This is a genomic window from Micromonospora sp. NPDC006766 (assembly GCF_040636055.1).
Taxonomy (GTDB): domain Bacteria; phylum Actinomycetota; class Actinomycetes; order Mycobacteriales; family Micromonosporaceae; genus Micromonospora.
Genome location: NZ_JBEYIX010000082.1, coordinates 1 through 16,059, shown reverse-complemented (window position 1 = coordinate 16,059; position 16,059 = coordinate 1). Strand labels below are relative to the sequence as shown.

At 68.8% G+C, this 16,059-nt stretch carries 12 protein-coding genes and 2 pseudogenes; 10 read left to right on the top strand and 4 right to left on the bottom strand.

All coding sequences use genetic code 11. From position 1 onward, the window contains the following. Positions 1-104 (bottom strand): helix-turn-helix domain-containing protein (locus ABZ671_RS31290; RefSeq protein ID WP_357864878.1); only part of this gene is annotated, 104 nt, incomplete at its 3' end. A 677-nt stretch (positions 105-781) separates the two neighbouring features. Between ABZ671_RS31290 and abc-f the strand changes: the two genes are divergently transcribed. The 5 genes and pseudogenes from abc-f to ABZ671_RS31265 all read left to right on the top strand — a co-directional run bounded on the left by abc-f (position 782) and on the right by ABZ671_RS31265 (position 7,863). Further along, positions 782-2,419, top strand: coding sequence for a ribosomal protection-like ABC-F family protein (abc-f, locus tag ABZ671_RS31285; RefSeq protein ID WP_357864876.1), 1,638 nt, complete (start codon positions 782-784; stop codon positions 2,417-2,419). 76 nt (positions 2,420-2,495) lie between these two features. Next, positions 2,496-2,666, top strand: a pseudogene (locus ABZ671_RS31280) (ATP-binding cassette domain-containing protein); the annotation flags it as partial. A 63-nt stretch (positions 2,667-2,729) separates the two neighbouring features. Next, the gene (locus ABZ671_RS31275) at positions 2,730-3,470 is read left to right on the top strand and encodes an SDR family NAD(P)-dependent oxidoreductase (protein ID WP_357864874.1); all 741 of its coding nucleotides are present in this window, start codon (positions 2,730-2,732) and stop codon (positions 3,468-3,470) included. Positions 3,471-3,880: 410 nt separating this feature from the next. Next, complete coding sequence (locus ABZ671_RS31270) at positions 3,881-6,688, top strand: PQQ-dependent sugar dehydrogenase (RefSeq protein ID WP_357864872.1); 2,808 nt, start codon at positions 3,881-3,883, stop codon at positions 6,686-6,688. Positions 6,689-6,702: 14 nt separating this feature from the next. Beyond that, complete coding sequence (locus tag ABZ671_RS31265) at positions 6,703-7,863, top strand: ThuA domain-containing protein (protein WP_357864870.1); 1,161 nt, start codon at positions 6,703-6,705, stop codon at positions 7,861-7,863. 30 nt (positions 7,864-7,893) lie between these two features. On the opposite strand, the pseudogene ABZ671_RS31260 reads toward ABZ671_RS31265, so the two are convergent. Beyond that, positions 7,894-8,052: pseudogene (locus ABZ671_RS31260) on the bottom strand (BREX system ATP-binding domain-containing protein); the annotation flags it as partial. Next, positions 8,049-8,264 (bottom strand): hypothetical protein, encoded by a 216-nt coding sequence (locus ABZ671_RS31255; RefSeq protein WP_357864868.1) that lies wholly within the window; start codon positions 8,262-8,264, stop codon positions 8,049-8,051. The pseudogene ABZ671_RS31260 and the gene ABZ671_RS31255, both read right to left, overlap by 4 nt. A gap of 210 nt (positions 8,265-8,474) precedes the next feature. Here ABZ671_RS31255 and ABZ671_RS31250 point away from each other — a divergent pair, with 210 nt between their 5' ends. The 4 genes from ABZ671_RS31250 to ABZ671_RS31235 all read left to right on the top strand — a co-directional run bounded on the left by ABZ671_RS31250 (position 8,475) and on the right by ABZ671_RS31235 (position 13,808). Further along, positions 8,475-9,314, top strand: a complete 840-nt coding sequence (locus ABZ671_RS31250; RefSeq protein WP_357864866.1) for a transposase — start codon at positions 8,475-8,477, stop codon at positions 9,312-9,314. 937 nt (positions 9,315-10,251) lie between these two features. Continuing rightward, entirely contained in the window at positions 10,252-12,087 is a 1,836-nt protein-coding gene (locus ABZ671_RS31245; RefSeq protein WP_357864864.1) for an FAD-dependent oxidoreductase, read from the top strand. After that, complete coding sequence (locus tag ABZ671_RS31240; protein WP_357864862.1) at positions 12,084-13,277, top strand: NAD(P)-binding domain-containing protein; 1,194 nt, start codon at positions 12,084-12,086, stop codon at positions 13,275-13,277. Before ABZ671_RS31245 ends, ABZ671_RS31240 begins: the two co-directional genes overlap by 4 nt. A 426-nt stretch (positions 13,278-13,703) precedes the next feature. Then, on the top strand, positions 13,704-13,808 hold the full coding sequence (locus ABZ671_RS31235) for a zinc ribbon domain-containing protein (RefSeq protein WP_357864861.1): 105 nt from the start codon (positions 13,704-13,706) through the stop codon (positions 13,806-13,808). A 21-nt stretch (positions 13,809-13,829) separates the two neighbouring features. Here ABZ671_RS31235 and ABZ671_RS31230 read toward each other — a convergent pair whose 3' ends face one another. Next, on the bottom strand, positions 13,830-15,221 hold the full coding sequence (locus tag ABZ671_RS31230; RefSeq protein ID WP_357864860.1) for an NAD(P)/FAD-dependent oxidoreductase: 1,392 nt from the start codon (positions 15,219-15,221) through the stop codon (positions 13,830-13,832). Between the two features lie 447 nt (positions 15,222-15,668). On the opposite strand from ABZ671_RS31230, the gene ABZ671_RS31225 reads away from it, so the two are divergent. After that, positions 15,669-15,884, top strand: a complete 216-nt coding sequence (locus ABZ671_RS31225) for a hypothetical protein (RefSeq protein ID WP_357864858.1) — start codon at positions 15,669-15,671, stop codon at positions 15,882-15,884. Positions 15,885-16,059: the final 175 nt, after the last annotated feature.

Below are 16,059 nucleotides of genomic sequence, written 5' to 3'. Positions count from 1 at the left end.
TTCCGCACACACCCGAACGTGCGGCCCAGCAGCTCAGCCTGCTCGGGCGACGGGTAAAAGCGGTACTTGTACGCCCGCTTCACCACCTCACCCACACCCCACATTCTAACAATCGTCCACGTAAGACACACCTTGAGGGGAGGTGGCGGCGTTTCCTCCCGGCCGTAAACGGCCGGGTTTCCACGCCGCAATTCTGATAAACCGGCCGAGTAAAGGAGTCGTCGCACCACTCCCCCGCCACCATCGACTCCCCCTGCCGACAGCCAGACGAGCAGCGCATGACCTCCCGCCGGCCGTCGCGGGAGTTCATGTCGAAGCCCGCGCTGATCCCTGGCTACTAATCACGGTGGCAGCTGAATGCCGTTATCGTGAACCGATAGTCGGCAGATCAATGTCGTGCCAGCCGTGGCCCTGGACGTCAAGGTGAGGCGTTGGCGTTACGCCAGAGAACGCAGGGGTCGACGCGGCTGGTGGCAGGACGGGGGCGGTGCGTGTTCCGGCCGATCGCCGGTCGCGGAGAAGTCAGCCCATCGGTCACCGCTGGACGCGAGGCGGTTGCCGTGCCGGTGGCATTCAGAGAGTTGTTAGGCTGGTGCTGCGCGGCGGAGACCGCGATAAGGGTGCGAGGGAGCGGATCATGGTGACGGGGGACGACGACATCTCGGGGTGAGCGGCCCCAGCCGCCTACGGCCTGCGCCGGGGCGGCCTGTCTCGTCGTAGACCTGTCTGCCCGACCGGGGCGTCTGTCGCGTTCCCGGCTCTCTCTTCGAGGGTTCTCCCGATGTCTGACGTCTGCATTATTTGCACAAACCTGTCCTTTTCCTGGCCGGACGACACTCCAGTTTTCCGGGATCTGTCCTTTGCCGTGCCACCCGGCCGTACGGGCCTGGTCGCGCCGAACGGCGCTGGCAAGACGACCCTGCTGCGTTTGATCGCGGGCGGGCTCACCCCGACCGGTGGCGGCGTGACGGTCGAGGGTGTCCTCGGCTACCTGCCGCAGGACCTGCCCTTGGCCGGTGACCTGACCGTCGCGCAGGTGCTCGGGATCGATGCGGCCCTCGCGGCACTGCGTGCCATCGAGGCCGGCGACGCGGCGGAGGAACACTTCACGGCTGTCGGGGACGACTGGGACGTGGAGGAGCGCAGCTGCGCCGAACTTGACCGGCTGGGCCTCGGTGACGTGACGTTGGACCGGCGCCTGCACACTCTCAGCGGCGGGCAGGTGGTGTCCCTCGGCCTGGCGGCGCAGCTGCTCAGGCGTCCGGACGTGCTGCTGCTGGACGAGCCGACCAACAATCTCGACATCGACGCGCGCCACCGGCTGTACGCGGTGCTGGAGGGCTGGTCCGGGTGTCTGCTGGTGGTCAGCCATGACCGGGTCCTGTTGGACCGGATGGACCGCATCGCCGAACTCGACCGCGGTGAGGTGCGCCTGTTCGGCGGGAACTTCACCGCGTACGAGGAGGCGGCGCGCACGGCACGCGAGGCGGCGGAGCGGACCGTGCGCAGCGCCGAGCAGGAGGTGAAGCGGGAGAAGCGGGAGATGCAACAGGCCCGAGAGCGGGCCGAACGCCGCGCCAGCAACGCCGCCCGCAACCTCGGCAACGCCGGCCTGGCTCGCATCGTCGCCGGTGGGCTCAAACGCAGCGCCCAGGAGTCGGCCGGCCGGGCGCAGCAGGCGCACGCCAACCGGGTCAGTGAGGCCCAGACCCGGCTCGACGAGGCTAGCCGGACGCTGCGCGACGACCAAGCCCTGACCCTGGACCTGCCCGACACCACCGTTCCCGCCGGCCGCACCGTGGTCGCCGGCGAAAGCATGCAGGTCTACCACGGCGACCGTGCGGTCTTCGCCGGCGACGGCACCGACCTGACCATCCGGGGACCGGAGCGGATCGCGCTGACCGGCCCCAACGGTGCCGGCAAGTCCACCCTGCTGCGCCTGTTGCACGGTGACCTCACCCCGGACGCCGGGCGAATGCACCGCGCCGACGGCCGCGTCGCGTACCTGTCGCAACGGCTGGACCTGCTGGACCTCGACCGGACGGTCGCGGAAAACTTCGCCGCGTACGCCCCCGACCGGCCGCCGGCCGAACGGATGAACCTGCTCGCCCGGTTCCTGTTCCGCGGTGCCCGCGCCCACCTCCCCGTCGGCGTACTCTCCGGCGGCGAACGGCTGCGCGCCACCCTCGCCTGCGTCCTGTACGCCCAGCCAGCGCCGCACCTGCTGCTGCTCGACGAACCCACCAACAACCTCGACCTGGTCAGCGTGGGCCAACTAGGCAACGCCCTCACCGCTTACCGGGGCGCGTTTGTCGTCGTCAGCCACGACGAACGGTTCCTCACCGACATCGGTGTGCAGCGGTGGCTCCGCCTCGACGGCGGCCAACTACGCGAAATCCCCGCACCCGACCTCGCCTGACCACCGGCTCCACCCCGCTACGGGCCACCGGCCGTGCAGGCCGGTGGCCCGCAGCGGCCCGCAGGTGTGACCCTCCATGCCCGACACACTGCTCGCTCACGACCTCATCCATACTCTCGGCAGCCGTCGCGTGCTGGACGGGTTTTCCCTCACCGCGGCCCCGGGCCGCCGGATCGGCCTGATCGGCGAGAACGGCACCGGCAAATCCACCCTGCTCCGTCTGCTCGCCGGTGCGGACGAACCGGATGCCAGCGCCGTTGTCCCGCACCGGGTCTGATGGGTACATCGAAACCTGGGAGGAACACCAGCGATGCCTTCACCGAGGAAGTACTCCGATGAGCTGCGTGAGCGTTCGACCCGGTTGGCGATTGGTACGGCGGTCCAGGTTGTTACCGGTTCGGTCGTAGCGCATGGTGGTGCGTGGGTCGGCGTAACGGCAGCGATCTGGACGTTGCGGTGGCTGACGGCGGCATACCACAATGTCCGGCAAGGTGTGCCTGGTGACCGGCGGGACCAGCGGGATTGGTCGGGAGACGGCGGCGCGGCTGGCCGAGTTGGGGCGACCGTGGTCGTCGTCGGGCGCGACGCCGAGCGAGGGCGAGCGGCCGTCAAGGAGATTCGGCAGCGGGCGCCCGGCGCCGAGGTGGACCTCCTGACGGCCGACATGTCGAGCCTGGCAGAAGTGCGCCGGCTGGCCGCCGAGGTGCTGGAGAAGTACCACCGGCTCGACGTGCTCGACAACAACGCCGGTGTGATCATGCTCAAGCGGCAGTTCACGGTCGACGGCTACGAGACCATGTTCGCCGTCAACCATCTGGCGCCGTTCCTGCTGACCAGCCTGCTGCGGGAACGGCTGGTGAGTAGCGCGCCGGCCCGCGTGATCACGGTGTCGTCTGATGTGCACAGGTCGGCCAAGCGGATCCCGTGGGACGAACTGGCCCGCGGAGAGCCGAGCTACCCGCTGTCGAAACTGGCGAACATCCTGTTCACAGTCGAGAACGGCGCCGCGGACGCGGGCATGTTCGTAGGTGCTCGGCGAGGTCGCGGCTGACCGGCTGCCACCGAACCGTTCCTTTCTCGGCCAAGCGCACGAGCCCGCTGGGGCGGTCCAGGTCGACAAGCCGCAGGGCGAGAGCACCGCCGCGCCGACAGGCACTCTCCGTGTGCAAGCGCAGAGGGAGGGGCCGGCCGCGTACGCCCACCTTTTGACTGGCGTCGCAGAAAGTTTTGCCGTCTTGATCGAAACATCTAGACGTATCGATTCAACTTCCGTAGGATGTGCGCACGGCTGAGAGCGCTCTCCCAATGTTCCATTCGTGCGGACGTGGAGGTGCGCTCGACGACGCGGGCCGGCATTGCGGCAGCCTCGGCTGCCGCGCGGCGGCGCGCGCCTTGCCTGACGGGTTCGGTCAGGAAGGGGCACCAATGAAGCGATATCACCCCACCCGTCGATGGCGGCCAATGACGGCCGCCCTACTCCTGCTCACCCCGGGGCTTGTCATGGTCGCCGCGGCGACCCCGGCCGCAGCGGCGATCAACCCTGCGGAATTCCAGCAGGTCACGCTGGCCAAAGGCGTCGCCGAGACCGGCGAGCCCATGGCGCTCGCGGTGCTGCCGGACCGCTCGGTCCTGCACACCGCGCGCAACGGGACCCTGCGCCGCACCGACGCCGCCGGCAACACGTCGGTGATCGCGAACATCCCCGTCTACACCCACGACGAGGAGGGGCTGCAGGGCGTCGCCGCGGACCCCAACTTCGCCAGCAACCGCTACATCTATCTGTACTACGCGCCGCCGCTGAGCACCCCCGCCGGCGACGCGCCCGCCAGCGGTACCGCCACCGACTGGGCGACCTGGACCGGGGTCAACCGCCTGTCCCGGTTCACGCTCAACGCCGACTTCACGGTCAACACGGCCAGCCAGGTCACGGTCCTGGAGGTGCCGACCAGCCGCGGCATGTGCTGCCACGTCGGCGGCGACATCGACTTCGACGCGGCCGGAAACCTGTACCTGTCCACTGGCGACGACACGAACCCGTTCGAGTCGTCGGGCTACACACCGATCGACGAGCGCACCAACCGCAACCCGGCCTACGACGCGCAGCGCTCCGCCGGCAACACCAACGACCTGCGCGGCAAGGTCCTGCGGATCAAGGTCAACGCCATCGGGACGTACTCAATCCCGGCCGGCAACATGTTCGCGCCGGGCACCCCCAACACCCGGCCCGAGATCTACGCCATGGGCTTCCGTAACCCGTTCCGGATGAGCGTCGACAAGGCCACCGGCATCGTCTACCTCGGCGACTACGGGCCGGACGCCGGCACCACCGACCCCAACCGGGGTCCATCCGGCCAGGTGGAGTTCGACCGGATCACCGGGCCGGGCTTCTACGGCTGGCCGTACTGCACCGGCACCAACACCACCACCGAGACGTACAACAAGTGGAACTTCGCGACCAACTCCACCGGCCCGAAGTTCAACTGCGCCGGCGGCGCGACGAACAACTCCTTCCGTAACACGGGCCTGACCACGCTGCCGGCGGCCAAGCCCGCCTGGATCCGCTACGCCGGCGACGCGGGCTCCCCGCCGGCCTTCGGTGGCGGCTCCGAGTCGCCGATGGCCGGCCCGGTCTACCGGTACGACGCCGCGAACCCGTCGACTACGAAGTTCCCCGCCAGCCTGGACGGGCAGTTCTTCGCCGGCGAGTTCGGCCGCGGCTGGATCAAGCCGATCGTGGTCAACGCGGACGGCTCGCCGGGCACCATCGACAACTTCCCGTGGAACGGCAAGCAGGTCATGGACATGGCCTTCGGCCCGGACGGGTCGCTGTACGTCCTGGACTACGGCACCGGCTACTTCAACGGCGACGCGAACTCGGCGCTGTACCGCTACGACTACGTCGGCACCGGCGGCAACCGCGCACCGACCGCCGTGGCGAGCGCCAACCGCACCTCGGGCGCGGCGCCGCTGGCCGTGACGTTCTCCTCGGCCGGGTCGTCGGACCCGGAGGGCGGGGCACTGACCTACTCGTGGGCGTTCGGCGACGGCGGCACTTCCACCGCCGCCAACCCGTCGCACACGTACACCGTCAACGGCAACTACACGGCCACCCTCACGGTGCGTGACCCGCAGGGCGCCACCGGCACGGCCAGCGTGCCGATCAGTGTCGGCAACACCGCCCCCACGGTCACCGTCAACAGCCCCGCGTCCGGGCAGCTGGCCGCCTTCGGTGACAGCGTCTCGTGGAGCGTCACAGTCACCGACCCGGAGGACGGCACGATCGACTGCGCCAAGGTGACCATGGCCTACCTGATCGGACACGACCAGCACGCCCACCAGATCACCTCGCAGACCGGCTGCTCCGGCACGATCACGATCCCGGTGGACGGCGAGCACGACGACGCGGCGAACATCTTCCCGATCTTCGACGCGTCCTACACCGACAAGGGCGGCCTCACCACCCACGCGCAGAACATCCTGGCGCCGAAGCACCGGCAGGCCGAGCACTACAAGACCTCGTCGGGCGTCAACAAGTTCGCCAAGACCACGGCCGAGGGCGGCATGACCGTCGGCGACATCAACAACGGCGACTGGATCCAGTTCGACCCGTACAAGCTCAACAACGCCACCTCCTTCACCGCCCGGGTCTCCTCGGCCGGGGCAGGCGGCACGCTGCAGTTCCGCACCGGCTCGCCGACCGGCACGATCATCGGCTCGGCGGCCGTCACACCGACCGGGTCGTGGGAGACGTTCGCCACCGTGAGCGGCGCCATCAGCGGCGCGCCGGCCGGCACCACCTCGCTGTACGTCACCTTCGCCGGCACCGGCACGGGCGCGCTGTTCGACCTGGACAGCTTCACGTTCGCCACCAGCGGCGCGCCGGCGACGAACCTGGCCCTGAACAAGCCGGCCACCGCGTCCAGCGTGGAGAACGCCAGCTTCCCGGCCGCCAACGCGGTGGACGCGTCACCGACGACGCGGTGGTCGAGCGCGTTCTCCGACCCGCAGTGGATCCAGGTGGATCTGGGCGCCACCTACACCGTCAACCGGGTCCGCCTGCTGTGGGAGGCGGCGTACGGCTCCGCGTACCAGATCCAGACGTCCGCCAACGGCACCACCTGGACGACGGTCCGCTCGGTCACCGGCGGCAACGGCGGTGAGGACGACCACACGGGCTTGAACGCCTCGGGGCGGTACGTGCGCATCTACGGCACGGCCCGCGGCACCGGCTACGGCTACTCGCTGTTCAGCTTCGAAGTCTACGGTTAGGGGAGATACCGATCATGTTGCGCAGACTGGCTTTCTTCTGCGTCGCCGTGGTCACCGCCGCGCTCGGCCTCACCGCCGTGCCGGCCCACGCGGCGCCGGACTTCACCGTGCTCGTGTTCAGCAAGACCGCCGGATTCCGCCACGACTCCATTCCTACCGGCATCCAGACGATCCGCGACCTGGGCGCCGCGAACAACTTCGCCGTCGAGGCCACGGAGGACGCGGCCCAGTTCAACACGGCGAACCTGGCCCGGTTCAAGGCGGTCATCTGGCTGTCCACCACCGGCGACGTGCTCAACGCGGCGCAGCAGACCGCCTTCGAGAACTACATCCGCGCCGGCGGCGGCTACGTCGGCGTGCACGCGGCGTCCGACACGGAGTACGACTGGCCCTGGTACGGCGGCCTCGTCGGGGCGTACTTCGCCAGCCACCCGGCGATCCAGGCCGCCACGGTCCGCATCACCGACACCACCCACCCGTCGACGGCCGGCCTGCCGGTCGCGTGGAGCCGCACCGACGAGTGGTACAACTACCGCACCAACCCCCGCTCGCAGGTGCACGTCCTCGCCACCCTCGACGAGTCCACCTACAGCGGCGGCGCGATGGGCAGCGACCATCCCATCTCGTGGTGCCGGGCATATGACGGCGGCCGGTCGTTCTACACCGGCATGGGCCACACCATCGGCAGCTACGGCGAGGCGAACTACCGCACGCACCTGCTCGGCGGCGTCCGCTATGCCGCGCAGGGCACCGGCAACTGCGCGGTCGACACCACGCCCCCGCCGCAGACGGACCTGGCACTGAACCACCCGGCGACGGCGTCCAGCGTGGAGAACGCCTCGTTCCCCGCCTCGAACGCCGTGGACGCCTCCACCACCACGCGGTGGTCGAGCGCGTTCTCCGACCCGCAGTGGATCCGGGTCGACCTCGGCGCCACGCACACCGTCAACCGGGTCCGGCTGGTGTGGGAGGCCGCCTACGGCAAGGATTACCAGATCCAGACCTCGGCCGACGGGAACACCTGGACCACGATTCGAACCGTCACCAACGGCAACGGCGGTGAGGACGACAACACCGGCCTGAACGCCTCGGCGCGGTACGTGCGCATCTACGGCACGGCCCGCGGCACCCAGTGGGGCTACTCGCTGTACACATTCCAGGTGTACGGCACGTGAAACCGAGTCGACCCGGAAGCCCTTGAACACCCTGCCCTCACTGGCGACCCGGTCGAGGTCGTCGTCGAGGGCGGCGGTGAACCGGTCCAGCCCGACCGCGAGCGCGTCGAGGCCGTTGCTCGGGACGACACCGCGTCGCAGCGCGTCAACGATGTCTCGTCGGCGGCGGGCGGAGATGTCGACGGTCACCGCGGCTCCAGCTCGAACTGCTCGATCAGCAACGCCCGGTTGAGGTGGATGGTACGCCCGTCCGGATCCATGGTGATGACGGGATAGCCCTCGACCTGGAGCAGCCGACGCAGGGCCGTCATCGTGCCGTGGATGCGGTACGCCGGGACGCCGGCCCGGGCGGCCAGGGTGTCGGGGGCCGCCCGGTCGCCGCCGTCGAGCAGCGCCGCCACCAGGTCAGGGGCGACCGGCGTGGGCTGCGGCGCAGCTGCCGGCGCCGCTGCGACCGGGGCCAGGTCGAAGAGGCCCTCGGGCTGCGGCTCGACAAACCGGTGGGGCCGACGGCGGGCTGGCGAATCCGGTCCGGACGGCTAGTAGTGCTTTGTTAGGTTGTTACGGTGTGTCGCTTGTAGGGCGGTTTCGGCTGTGTTTGGCTGCCGGGCATGGACGAGGGAGGGCTCGCCCGGGTGCGGGTGCGGCTGGAGGAGTTCGCGGCTGGGGTGTTCGCGGGGTTGCCGCGGTCGGATCAGCGTGCGACTGGGCTTCGGTATCTGCGTGGGCTGATGCTGGACGGCCGGCGTAAGTCGATGCAGCCGTTGGCCGAACGACTCGGGGTCGATCACCAGCAGCTACAGCAGTTCTTGACCTCGTCCACGTGGGATGTGACACATCTCGTCCGACTACAGGCCCGCAGCGCGCTCGCGGACTTCACCACCGGCGACCAGCACGCCGCCGCAGCGGACCGGCTCGCCGAGCGGCACGACCGCCTGCTGGTCGGCGTGTTCACCCAGTGGTACCGCGCACTGCGACTGGCCGCGACCGGGCCGTCGCCACAGGCCGCGGAAGCCGCCTACCGCGACGCCGCGGCACAGCTCGCCAACGCCAGCATGCCCGGCGTCGAGCGGGGCCTCCTACCGCTGGCCCTGCTGTGTCAGCGCGTGTGGCACGGCGACCCGATCCGCTTCGACAATGACAGCGACTGGGGCCCTTACACGCCCTGGGTGCGCCCGCTCGTCCTGCTGACCCAGGACCGCCCGGCCGATGCCGCTGCGGCGCTGCGTCAGGCCCCGGATCCGCCGCGCGACCTGCTGTTCGAGGCCCTGTGGTGCCCCACCGCCCAGGCTGCAATCGCCCTGGACAACCGGACGGCGATGAAGCGCGCCCGGACCGAACTCACGCCGGCCGCGAACGAGCTGGCCGGGGCCGGCAGCGGCATGCTCACCGTCGGCCCCGTCTCACGTTATCTCGACCACCTCACCGCGGCCCTCAGCCGCACCCGATGAGCCGGAGAGCTGGGCCATGAGATCCAGGTCGTCCCCCGATCACCAGGCCAAAGCGAGTACAGCCCTACCGCATCGCGTTCGGCCTGCTGCCGACGACGGACAACATGCCTTGATCACATGTGCGGATCTGCCGCGAGGCGCTCGTCGCCGAATATGCCATCGACGCTGATCCCCGGTGCCCGGATGTGCCGATGAGCGCACACGTCATTATCCGGCGCACCCATGTGCAGCGAGGGTGGCGAGGGCGCGCAGTGTCACGGCGCCGCGCCACTCCACGGGTTGCCCCGGGGCCAGTCGAGCCAGTCGAACATCCAGCCGCCGTCCTCGAGCTGGTCTTCCTCGAGCCGGTCCAGCTCTGCCTGGATGTGCTCCTCGGTGAACAGAGTCCGGCTGCGCAGGCCCGGGCGTGGCGAGAGAACGAGGGCGGTGAGGCGTTCGTTCTCCGTGCCACCGGGGACGGGTAATGTGCCGTCGGCCCCGATCTTGGTCCGGTGCGACTCGATGGCTGCGCGGGCGCGTTCCTCGTCCGATTCGTGGTCGAGGAAGTCGAGGGCGAACTTGACCCAGTAGGCGTCGAGGCCGTCAGGCCGATCGATCCGGGACCAGCACCAGGATTTCGCGACATCGAGCCAGGGAGTTTTGGATGCCGGCCCGGGTCAGGACGGAAACGACCCCGAATGTGATGAACGAACCGTCCGGGTTGGGCGTCATCCGCGGTGCGTGCGGATGGTTGGCCGCGCTGGGGAGGACGAAGGGCAGGGCCCCGTCGGCGCGGGCGTTCCGGGCTGGGGCAGGGGTCGTGGCGGTCTCCCGCACGATGGTGGCCGGGATCACGCCGGCATGAAGGAACAGGTCGTTCTAGTTGAACGTTGAACTAGATGTCACCGCCTCATCTTTTTCTCACTGCGGGCGGGGGATTACGGAAACGGAGAACATCATGGATAGCAGCGCGAGTCGGCGCAGTGGCTCCATCGGTACCGTGTCCCAAGAGGGCATCCCCGAAGAGGTGGATGTAGCCATCGTCGGGTCCGGCGGTGCGGGCCTGATGGCGGCACTGACCGCGGCCAAGGAGGGTGCACGAGTCCTAGTCGTCGAGTCCCGGGAGATCGTGGGGGGCGCTACGGGGATCTCTGCGGGTGCCGCGTGGATTCCCAACCACGGCTTCTCGACCGAGGACCTGAAGGTGAAGGACGACCTGGAACAGGCGCGACGCTACATCTACGGCGAAGGTCGCGACAAGATCCTCGACCACGACTTGGTGGAGAAGTTCCTCGAAACCGGACCCCAAGTCGCCCGATACATCGAAGAGCACACGTCCTTCGGTTGGATCCCGACGATCTGGCCCGACTACCGCTCCGACATCGACGGCGCGTCCGTCGGTCGGGCGCTCTTCCCCGGCCCCTACTCCCCCAAGGGACTGGGGGACGCCGCGAAGTACGTGCGGCCGGCCCTGACGACGGGTATGGCCAAGAACCCGCTCCCGTTCTGGTTGCTGGGTGGAATCGGCATCGATGACGTCTGGCTCGCCGGACCGGCGTTGGTGGGGGCCCTGCTCGAGGCCGGCCTGCGCAACGGTGTCGACGTGCGGGTCGAGACGCCCGCAACCCGACTCATCATCGAGGAGTCGGCAGTGCGGGGGATCGTCGTACGAGCTGATGACGGCGTGGAGCACACCGTGCGCGCCACCAGGGGTGTCCTGCTGGCCAGCGGCGGGTTCGAGAGCTCGAGCGACCTGACGACGAACTATCTCGACGCGCCATTCGGCGTGCAGGTCTCTCCCAAGGGCCACGACGGCATCGCGGTTCAGCTGGCCAAGGACGTGGGCGCTGACCTGACCGGTATGCAGGACGCCTGGTGGATGCCGGGCGTACAACTGCCCGGTGAAGAGCTGGAGGGCCGTCCGCTCAGTCGCGTCTTCCTCGGCGAACGAGCGCTGCCGCACAGCATCATGGTGAACAGCAAGGGGGAGCGCTTCGCGAACGAGGCGCTTGCCTACGACCAGTTCGGGAAGATCATGCGCGAGGTCGACCCGGAGACGGGCACCATGCCGAACGCCACGGTGTGGCTGATCTTCGACCAGAACTACTGGACGAAGTTCGGGATCTTCGGCGTGACTCCGGGCGGACCCGTCCCCGACTACCTCCACAGCGCCGACACCTTGTCGGAGCTGGCCGCCAAGATCGGGGTCGATGAGGTGGGACTGCTTCGCACCGTCGACCAGTTCAACCCGGAAGCGCGACGAGGTCGTGACCCGCAGTTCAACCGCGGTGAGACCCTGTTCGACCGCTACTTCGGCGCCTTCTACCCCAGGCTGGGCAGGTACTCGCCCGATGCGCTGTTTCCCGCCGGGACGGCGAAGGCGCGGATGCGTATCGCCGCCCTGCTCGGTCCGGTCGTGAGCAAGCTGGCGGGGCGGGTGGCGAAGAAGGACGACCCCGAGCGCCTGCGTTCCATCGTGGTCGGGCCCCTGGCGAAGATCATCCGCCCGATGTTGAAGAGCCCGAGGTCGAGCGTGCTCGGCCCGGTCGACACCGCGCCCTACTACGCACTCAAGGTGGAGGCCAGTGCACTCGGCACGGTGGGTGGCCCCAGGACCGACGCATCGGGACGCGCGCTGAACACCGAGGGCGGGGTCATCCCCGGCCTCTACGCCGCCGGCAACGCGGGTGGCGCTCCCACGAAGGGGTTCTACGGAGGCGCCGGAGGGACGATCTCGCTGGGGCTGGTGTTCGGCTACCTGACGGGCCGCGAAGCGGCGCGACGGCAAGGATGACGCTCCTGCGAGGGCGTGTCGTTGGTGGCCTCGACCGTCGAGACGACGGTCGAGGCCACCCCGCACTGCCGACCGAGACCTTGGACAGCCTGGTCATCGGCGGCGGGCAGGCTGGCCTCGCCGCGTCCTTCTTCCTGCAGGAAAGGGGCATCGATCATGTGGTTCTCGATGCCAACCCGGCGCCCGGGGGCGCCTGGCAGCACCGCTGGGACTCGCTCACCATGGAGGATGTCCATGGGGTCGCCGACCTGCCGGCCGCACCGGCGCCAGCGCGGTCGAACCGGCGGGCCAACCAGGTAATCCCTGCCTACTTCGGGGAGTACGAACGGCGGCACCGGCTGCCGGTGGTTCGACCCGTCCACGTCACTCGGGTGGAAGCCGACGGTGATCTGCTTCTGGTGCACGCCGGCGAGCGGCGGTGGCGCACGCGCACCCTTGTCAACGCGACCGGCACCTGGACGCGACCGTTCGTGCCGTACTACCCGGGGATCACGTCGTTCACCGGCGAGCAGCTCCACACCGTGGCCTTCCCTGGGGCCGAGCACTTTCGCGACAAGCGGGTGCTCGTCGTCGGTGGCGGCGCCTCGGCTGTGCAGTTCCTCGGGGAGCTTGCACCGGTCACCGACACCCTGTGGGTCACCCGACGTCCACCGGTGTGGCGCGACGACGACTTCGACTTTGAGGCCGGGCTTGCCGCCGTGACAAGGGTTGAGGAGCGCGTACGCCGCGGACTTCCGCCGGCCAGTGTGGTGAGCGTGACCGGCCTGGCACTGCGGACCCAGGAGCGTCGCGCGGCGGAGCTCGGCGCCTACGTGCGGCGTCCCATGTTCGCTGTCATCGAACCGGGCGGGGCGCGCTGGGCTGACGGTTCCTTCGAGTCGGTGGACGTGATTTTGTGGGCCACCGGATTCCGCGCTGCTGTCGACCACCTGGCTCCGCTCGGACTGCGGTCACCGCAGGGCGGCATCGCCCTCGTGCAGGTCCCCGGCAACGTTCAGGGTGCCACCACGGCCGTGCGAGATCCGCGCGTGCAGTTGGTCGGCTACGGCCCGTCGGCGAGCACCGTCGGGGCGAGCCGGGCCGGACGGGCCGCCGCAGCCGCCGTCGTGCGGCACCTGGCGCGGACCGCCGCGGCGCACCATCAGCGCGGACGTGACCTCGAAGCACGCCTGGCGCTACACCAGCAATAAGGGCTCAGGCCCCCCGCTGTCGCTCTGCGGCCTGTCACGCCTGACGCCCGGCGGCTGGCGCGGGAGAGCGGGAAGCCCGGAGGGCCGCCGCAGAACAACAGACCGTTGATGGGGTGACCTGGTGGGCCGGCAGCCGGCCGGGTCGCGTGGCCAGAACCCCGCGCGGCGTAGGGGAGCGCACGCCGGCCGCGTCGGCGAGCTGGCGGCGGTCGTGGGGTTGCGGTGACTGCGCCTCCGGCGGGGGCGCTCCGGCTCCAGGATGGCCTGGGCTCCGTCGGCGGGTCACGGCCCGTGGGCGGTTGCGGTAGGCCATCCCGGCTGCCAAGCCGAGCAGCCCACCGCCCGACCCGCCAGTGTCCGTACAAGCCGTCAAGGCCGTCTTGACGTGGCGGGCCGGGCGGCGGCCCGCTGCCGCTGCACGTCCGAGTGTTCACCTGCGACGCCTGCGGTCTGGTCCTCGACCGGGACGCCAACGCAGCCCGCAACCTCGCCGCCCTCGCGACGGCACAAGCAACGGGTACGCTTCGGTGACACCGTTACGGACCTTCGGAGTTACGCCGCTGCGCTGAGCTCAGCGTTCTGCGGGGTCTTGGCGGGGTCCTCGGCGAGGTAGCGCTCGATCGAGTCGTCGAGTTCTTCGAGCCACGGTGTGTGGTGCTCGGCGGCCAGGGTTCCCGTCATGACCGAGCGGTAGACACGGTCGCGGTAGCCCATGATGTCGGCCTTCTTGTCGCGCTTCCACGCGAGGAAGATCTCGACGACCTGGTCGAGGTCGAACTCGGGGTAGTCCGTCTGCCGCAGCAGATCACGCACGTAGTCGGCCTGGAAGCGGATCTCTTCGGCGTCCGAGGAAAGCTTTTCGAAACGTTCCCGCCACTCGGCGATGGACGCCGAGCGTTCGGCCTCCGACGGCAGCTCGGCGCGGCCCAGGATGAGGTCGCGTACGTACCAGGCCTGCGCGTCGAACATGTTGAAGGTGAACCACTGGTCCTGCGCGCCGAGGTAGGCCAGACGCGGGTTGTCCTGCCACACGACACCGCGGTAAAGGCCGTCCGGGTACACGTTGTTCGGGGAGGCCAGCGCGAGCTCGTCGGGCAGGAACGGGTACTTGTGCAGGTAGCCGGTGCACAGGATGATGGCGTCGATGTGCTTCGAGGAGTCGTCTGCGAAGTGGACCGTGTTGCCCTCGATGCGCCTGATGACGGGGCGTTCCTCGAAGCCCTCAGGCCAGTCGTAGCCCATCGGCGCGGAACGATAGCTCGCCGTCACCGAGCGTGCGCCCATCTTGAACGCCTGGCTGCCGATGTCCTCGGCCGAGTAGCTGGAGCCGACGACGAGGACGTCCTGCCCCTTGAAGGCTTCCGCGCCGCGGAAGTCGTGCGCGTGGGCGATGTACCCGGGGAAGGTCTCGATGCCAGGGAGTTGCGGCACGTGAGGGAAAGAGAAGTGGCCGCTGGCGACGACCACATGGTCGAACTCCTCGGTCGTCGTTTCCCCGGTGGGGAGATTCTCGGCCGTGAGCGTGAAGACCTCACGCTCGGCGTCGTATTCCGTCCAGCGCACGACGGTCTGGAAACGGATGAAATCGCGCACGTTCGTCTTCTTCAGCCGGGCGGCGATGTAGTCCCACAGAACCGGGCGCGGCGGGTATGAGGAGACGGCGCGACCGAAGTGCTCGTCGAAGGTGTAATCAGCGAACTCCAGCGCTTCCTTCGGCCCATTCGACCACAGATTGCGGTACATGCTCGAGTGCACGGGCTCGCCGTACTCGTCGAGTCCGGTGCGCCAGGTGAAGTTCCACTGGCCACCCCAGTCAGCCTGTTTCTCAAAACAGACAATCTCGGGGATGTCCGCCCCCGCGCGCGCTGCGGTCTCAAAGGCCCGCAGCTGAGCCATGCCCGAGGGACCGGCACCGATAATCGCTACTCTTTTTCCGTTCGTCACGTATGTTCCTTTATTTTCGCCATGCGGCCCCGTACCCACCCTCGCGGGCAGGACGGAGCCATCCGGTCGCCAGAATCCGCACGTATCGACCGGTTGAGAGACAGACAGATTTCTTTGACCGTAGCAGAGTTGTCGCAGTTTCGCTAATTTGCTGTCGCAATCAACGGCGTCAACCCCTCGGAGGTGCGGGCCGCGACAGCCGGTCCGGCCGTGCGGCTACAGGTCGACACCAAGCCCCACTCTCGGCGGATGAACTGCAGCTTCGTCACCTCATCGGGTGCAACGGGGGGTCGTCCCCCGGGCTGGCCACGAAGGTCGTCGCCCTGCATGTCTTCACCCTTTTGAACTTCACATCGGCAACGCAGCAGAAGCAGAAAAGGTGGATGGCGCCCTGGCGGAAATGCGCCCGACCGCAGCTCCTTCCCGGTCTGCGCAATCTCATTCCTCATGGTCGAGCATCCCGCCATACGCACCCGAATTCTGGCGCGTGAAAAGGCGGCGCGCATCTTCCGTGATCTCTTCCCGGACGACGAACCCGCCGGAAACGTTGATACCTATTCGCTGGGGCAGGCTGACAGCGGGCAGGCGCATCGTGGCCTTTCGAAGTTGAGCGGGGTTGAGGTGCCTGCGGTGGCGTCGGGTAGTGGCAGCACGGGTGCGTAGGCGCTGGTTCTCTGGGGCACTGGTCACGCGACGGTTTCTGTCAACGGCGGATGAGTGGTCACGCATGCGATGTCTCACCAGCTAGTACGGCAGCCGCCGTTCGGGATCATGGCTGAAGTTCGGCGTTGAGGCGTCGTTTGTAGTGGGCTCGTCGGGCTCGGGCTTGATGCCGGCG

Excerpts from the sequence above, each read along its gene's own strand:
- ABZ671_RS31225 (WP_357864858.1), top strand. The coding sequence starts at position 15,669 with ATGGTCGAGCATCCCGCCATACGCACCCGAATTCTGGCGCGTGAAAAG.
- ABZ671_RS31265 (WP_357864870.1), top strand. The coding sequence starts at position 6,703 with ATGTTGCGCAGACTGGCTTTCTTCTGCGTCGCCGTGGTCACCGCCGCG.
- ABZ671_RS31275 (WP_357864874.1), top strand. The coding sequence starts at position 2,730 with ATGCCTTCACCGAGGAAGTACTCCGATGAGCTGCGTGAGCGTTCGACC.
- ABZ671_RS31240 (WP_357864862.1), top strand. The coding sequence starts at position 12,084 with ATGACGCTCCTGCGAGGGCGTGTCGTTGGTGGCCTCGACCGTCGAGAC.
- ABZ671_RS31250 (WP_357864866.1), top strand. The coding sequence starts at position 8,475 with ATGGACGAGGGAGGGCTCGCCCGGGTGCGGGTGCGGCTGGAGGAGTTC.
- abc-f (WP_357864876.1), top strand. The coding sequence starts at position 782 with ATGTCTGACGTCTGCATTATTTGCACAAACCTGTCCTTTTCCTGGCCG.
- ABZ671_RS31270 (WP_357864872.1), top strand. The coding sequence starts at position 3,881 with ATGACGGCCGCCCTACTCCTGCTCACCCCGGGGCTTGTCATGGTCGCC.
- ABZ671_RS31245 (WP_357864864.1), top strand. The coding sequence starts at position 10,252 with ATGGATAGCAGCGCGAGTCGGCGCAGTGGCTCCATCGGTACCGTGTCC.